Origin of the sequence: Bacillus sp. FSL L8-0152 (assembly GCF_038006365.1) — a bacterium.
In the GTDB taxonomy this organism is placed as follows: Bacteria; Bacillota; Bacilli; order Bacillales; family Bacillaceae_G; genus Bacillus_A; species Bacillus_A cereus.
In genome coordinates, this window is the sequence record NZ_JBBOVB010000001.1 from 275,001 (window position 1) to 280,000 (window position 5,000).

The window sequence follows — 5,000 nt, forward strand, 5'->3', positions numbered from 1 at the left end:
CGAGGCCGACAGGCGTAGGCGATGGACAACAGGTTGATATTCCTGTACCACCTCTTTATCGTTTGAGCAATGGAGGGACGCAGAAGGATAGAAGAAGCGTGCGATTGGTTGTGCACGTCCAAGCAGTTAGGCTGATAAGTAGGCAAATCCGCTTATCGTGAAGGCTGAGCTGTGATGGGGAAGCTCCTTATGGAGCGAAGTCTTTGATTCCCCGCTGCCAAGAAAAGCTTCTAGCGAGATAAAAGGTGCCTGTACCGCAAACCGACACAGGTAGGCGAGGAGAGAATCCTAAGGTGTGCGAGAGAACTCTGGTTAAGGAACTCGGCAAAATGACCCCGTAACTTCGGGAGAAGGGGTGCTTTCTTAACGGAAAGCCGCAGTGAATAGGCCCAAGCGACTGTTTAGCAAAAACACAGCTCTCTGCGAAGCCGTAAGGCGAAGTATAGGGGGTGACACCTGCCCGGTGCTGGAAGGTTAAGGAGAGGGGTTAGCGTAAGCGAAGCTCTGAACTGAAGCCCCAGTAAACGGCGGCCGTAACTATAACGGTCCTAAGGTAGCGAAATTCCTTGTCGGGTAAGTTCCGACCCGCACGAAAGGTGTAACGATTTGGGCACTGTCTCAACCAGAGACTCGGTGAAATTATAGTACCTGTGAAGATGCAGGTTACCCGCGACAGGACGGAAAGACCCCGTGGAGCTTTACTGTAGCCTGATATTGAATTTTGGTACAGTTTGTACAGGATAGGCGGGAGCCATTGAAACCGGAGCGCTAGCTTCGGTGGAGGCGCTGGTGGGATACCGCCCTGACTGTATTGAAATTCTAACCTACGGGTCTTATCGACCCGGGAGACAGTGTCAGGTGGGCAGTTTGACTGGGGCGGTCGCCTCCTAAAGTGTAACGGAGGCGCCCAAAGGTTCCCTCAGAATGGTTGGAAATCATTCGTAGAGTGCAAAGGCATAAGGGAGCTTGACTGCGAGACCTACAAGTCGAGCAGGGACGAAAGTCGGGCTTAGTGATCCGGTGGTTCCGCATGGAAGGGCCATCGCTCAACGGATAAAAGCTACCCCGGGGATAACAGGCTTATCTCCCCCAAGAGTCCACATCGACGGGGAGGTTTGGCACCTCGATGTCGGCTCATCGCATCCTGGGGCTGTAGTCGGTCCCAAGGGTTGGGCTGTTCGCCCATTAAAGCGGTACGCGAGCTGGGTTCAGAACGTCGTGAGACAGTTCGGTCCCTATCCGTCGTGGGCGTAGGAAATTTGAGAGGAGCTGTCCTTAGTACGAGAGGACCGGGATGGACGCACCGCTGGTGTACCAGTTGTTCTGCCAAGGGCATAGCTGGGTAGCTATGTGCGGAAGGGATAAGTGCTGAAAGCATCTAAGCATGAAGCCCCCCTCAAGATGAGATTTCCCATAGCGTAAGCTAGTAAGATCCCTGAAAGATGATCAGGTTGATAGGTTCGAGGTGGAAGCATGGTGACATGTGGAGCTGACGAATACTAATAGATCGAGGACTTAACCATATAATATGTAGCAAATGTTATCTAGTTTTGAAGGAATATGCCTTCATAGTTTGGTGATGATGGCAGAGAGGTCACACCCGTTCCCATACCGAACACGGAAGTTAAGCTCTCTAGCGCCGATGGTAGTTGGGACCTTGTCCCTGTGAGAGTAGGACGTCGCCAAGCAACTTTAAGACGAGTCATAATGACTCGTCTTTTTTGTGTTTAATGAAATAAGCGTGTAATTAATATCGGCTCTATGAGTACGTTTATCTAGTAAGAAATAGCTTTGTTTTAGCATACCTTCAGAAAAATAAGGCTGAGTTTTTTAGGCTCTTTAATTTGAGCTTTAAAGTCTATTTGTTAACAAGAATATATACGAGGTATTGCCCTCTGTAGCCTACTCACACCCTCTTTTATTTCTTCAGTTGTTAAATGTCCATACCCTATAATAATTCGATTGTGATGTTTTCCTTTTTCAATGGCGTGGTCTTCCACAGGATATACCTTCACTCCGAGTTGTTGGGTTTTCTCAAGTAATTCTTGTGTGAATTGAACTTGATTGAATTCAACAATCAGGTGTAATCCTGTAGAATAACCAAAAATATTGATTTTATTTGAGAATGCTGATTTTAATTGCTGGATAAGGAAGTCTCTTCGATTTTTATAGATTTTTTTCATCTTCATAATATGCCGTTCCAAATAACCTTCGGCAATAAATTTAGCAAGGACAAGCTGATTTAAAGAAGGTGTATGTAGATCGGAAAACCATTTTACCCTGCGACATTTTTCAATAAGGTGTGAGGGAAGAACTAAGTATCCCATCCTAAGGGCCGGTGATAAAATTTTACTAAATGAACCTATATATATAACACGTTCGGGATCCAATCCCTGTAATGAACTTACAGGTGAACCTTCATATCGAAACTCACTGTCATAATCATCTTCAATAAGATAACAATTTGTTTTTCTTGAGTAGTTAATCAATTGAACCCGTCGTTGAATCGGTAACGTTCCACCTAAAGGAAACTGATGAGAAGGAGTAATGAAGATGAATTTTGGATTTTTATTTGCAGGCAGCAAAGATGTATCCATTCCATTATCATCAACCGGTATAGGAGAAAGTAAGGCTCCTGAATTTTTAAAAATTGTTTGAATGTCATTGGTGATGGGATCTTCTATTAGTACTTCGTCACCTGGTGATAAAAGTAACTTAGAAACAAGTGTTAAAGCTTGAGTTGCACCGGAAGTAATCACCAATTGTTCTGGATGACAAAAAACTCCTCTTGTTTTTAGTAAATAGCGTGATAAAACCTTTCTTAATTCGGGGCGCCCTTCGGGAATATCGTATCCAAATGTAGAAGGAGGTGTTTCATTCCATATAGTGTGGGATAACTTTGCCCATCCCTTACGTGGAAATAAGTCTAATGCTGGTATCCCTGAACGGAAATTAATGATATTACTGTCTTTGTTTCTTTCTTCGCACCAAGATAAAGAATCAATTAGAGTTAATTTTTTACGTTGTTCTAAATATGTCCCTTCTGCAATGAATGTCCCGGCTCCTTGCTGAGTGACCAAAAAACCTTCGGAAAATAATTGATCATAAGCTTCTAAAATTACGTTCCTAGACACCCCTAACTCAGAAGATAATTCCCGTGTTGATGGTAGTTTTTCTCCGGATTGCAGCTCTCCGTTTAATATTCGTTCACGTATTTGGTGATAAACCTGTCGAATTAAACTTATATCTAACGATCGATCAATAGGTATCCAAAGCATATAAATGCTCCCTTCAGCAAAATTGGTACCATAAAAGTTTGGGTGAAATGGTACTAATACAAACCATTTTAGCATGCTATAGTTGGATCAAATAGTTCTAAAGGGGATGAAAATGTGATGACTAAACCAGAATTCCAAGTAGCTCAGGCATTTAAATCGATTGCACGAAATGAACATATAAAATCCTATGTACAACAATCTACTGAACTCTATGCGTTATTATTACAAGCTGCGAAACGCTTTGTCACCGGAGAAACGAGACATGAGGGGATTGGGACGGCAAAGGAACTAATTACAAAAGGTTATCATACTTCACTAGAATACATAGGGGAAAATACTCTAGATATAGAGGAATGTTATAAAGCTAAAAATGAGTTTTTGAATCTTATTGGGGACATGGGTACTCTATCGATGAAACAAACAGTATCACTCGATTTATCGCATATTGGGTTATCTATAGATCCAGAAATATCTTATATTCATTTAATGGAGTTGGCAGAGAAGGCGAAAGTACATGGAACTACCCTTATGATAAGTATGGAAGAATCATCTAAAGCAGCGGACATTCTTTCCATTTATAAAAAGGTAACTGAGCAATATCATAATGTAGGGATAACAATACAGACACATTTATATCGCTCAAACAATGATATTCAAGAACTCCTTCATTATCCAGGGAAAATAAGAGTTGTAAAAGGTGCCTATCAAGAAGTTCCGGATATTGCTATGCCTAGGTCAACTGATTTAAATCAACAGTATCTTCAAATTGTAGAACAATTAGTTGAACACAATCATCCTGTATCTATAGCTACACATGATGAAATTCTTATTACAGAGATGGAGCAACGTCAATATTTTAGTCAAACTAATGTAGAAATAGAAATGCTATATGGAATTCGTCCGGATATGTTAAGAGATTTGAAAAACAAAGGACATAACGCTAGAGTATATTTGACTTATGGGAAAGAGTGGTACTTGTATCTATGTCACCGGATAGCTGAACATCCAGAAAATTTATATCGTGCAGTGACAGATATGATACATTCACCTTCAGCAGAGCGGAGTAGGGAATATTGAATAGACATTTAATACTAAATGTAAAAATGATTTTGGCTGTGGCCTAAAAATAAGAGCCGGATTTTTCTTAGTGTAGAAATTCCGGCCATTTTATATTGAAATTTTTTTAGTATATATTTGTGTTAAAGGCGGACAGCACCCCTGTAGGTATTGAGAGGATTAAGATTTATAATTGTGCAGCCGTCGTATACCTTGTTGTAGAATTGTTTTTGTATGGTTGTGTATTCTTAGGGGGGAGATAGAAACAACGGAAATTATGATTCTATATGTATTTCAAAAGGGGGATATATACTAGAAATGAAACTAAATGCTTTGTTAGTGAAATGATTCGCTCTTTTAGCAGTAAAACGTAAATATAGGTATGGGATTAATATCTATTAATGTTATATAAAAAGTGAAGTAATGAAAGGAACGAGTGTTCTGTATATGTGTGTTCGGTACACTTGGTACATTGAGGTGCGTATTTTTAATCCAGTATATGTGTTTAAAAAGGAAATACTATTAATCAATTCGAACCTTGAGCATATCTTAAATATTTATTAAGAGAATATAGCTGTATGGAAATAGATGATACTAAAGATGAAAGAGATATAAGGCTGATATTTCAGTGAAACAGGGATAGTTAATAAATATATTAGTGTGGTT

General features: G+C 40.5%; 2 protein-coding genes and 2 rRNA genes (1 of these 4 only partly in view). 3 read left to right on the forward strand and 1 reads right to left on the reverse strand.

Translation table 11 applies throughout. The features are described from left to right. Positions 1–1,523: ribosomal RNA gene (locus MHH27_RS01565) — 23S ribosomal RNA — on the forward strand; it begins 1,399 nt to the left of the window's first position. 49 nt (positions 1,524–1,572) lie between these two features. Next, positions 1,573–1,688 (forward strand): 5S ribosomal RNA (gene rrf, locus MHH27_RS01570). A 177-nt stretch (positions 1,689–1,865) separates the two neighbouring features. On the opposite strand, the gene pdxR is transcribed toward rrf, so the two are convergent. After that, the gene (gene pdxR, locus MHH27_RS01575) at positions 1,866–3,278 is read right to left on the reverse strand and encodes a MocR-like pyridoxine biosynthesis transcription factor PdxR (RefSeq protein WP_090979133.1); all 1,413 of its coding nucleotides are present in this window, start codon (positions 3,276–3,278) and stop codon (positions 1,866–1,868) included. A gap of 117 nt (positions 3,279–3,395) precedes the next feature. On the opposite strand from pdxR, the gene MHH27_RS01580 reads away from it, so the two are divergent. Continuing rightward, the gene (locus MHH27_RS01580) at positions 3,396–4,355 is read left to right on the forward strand and encodes a proline dehydrogenase family protein (RefSeq protein WP_090979131.1); all 960 of its coding nucleotides are present in this window, start codon (positions 3,396–3,398) and stop codon (positions 4,353–4,355) included. Positions 4,356–5,000 lie beyond the last annotated feature (645 nt).

Bases quoted from the DNA above. Each gene is read 5' to 3' on its own strand.
- pdxR (WP_090979133.1), bottom strand. From the start codon at position 3,278: ATGCTTTGGATACCTATTGATCGATCGTTAGATATAAGTTTAATTCGA.
- MHH27_RS01580 (WP_090979131.1), top strand. From the start codon at position 3,396: ATGACTAAACCAGAATTCCAAGTAGCTCAGGCATTTAAATCGATTGCA.